The organism is Megasphaera sp. AM44-1BH, assembly GCF_003467125.1.
Classification (GTDB): Bacteria; Bacillota; Negativicutes; order Veillonellales; family Megasphaeraceae; genus Megasphaera.
The window spans coordinates 1-255 of sequence record NZ_QSFA01000023.1 but is presented as its reverse complement, the minus strand read 5'-3'; the positions used below and the strand labels follow the sequence as shown (position 1 = coordinate 255).

Here is a 255-nt window from a genome sequence, read left to right as displayed (position 1 = left end):
TAAGATTTTTTTGGTCGGCAGATTCGTCTGCCGGCCTTTTTATGCAGCTACATACAAGGTATGTTTCTCCATCGGTGTTAGGATGCCGAGATTACGTTGCACACGTTTGTGGTTGTAATAATACATATATGCTTCTATCGAACGCATAAGTTCCCACTTGCTGGTAAAACGCCTACCATAAAGGATACCCCAGAATCCTTCCATAGGGCCGTTGTCAATGCAATGAGCTACACGGGACATGCTCTGGGTCATTCC

1 protein-coding gene is annotated in these 255 nt (G+C 45.1%); it reads right to left on the bottom strand.

The window, feature by feature from the left end:
* Window positions 1-39 precede the first annotated feature (39 nt).
* On the bottom strand, window positions 40-255 hold a 216-nt coding region (locus DW949_RS11755; protein WP_147349062.1), incomplete at its 5' end, for an IS3 family transposase.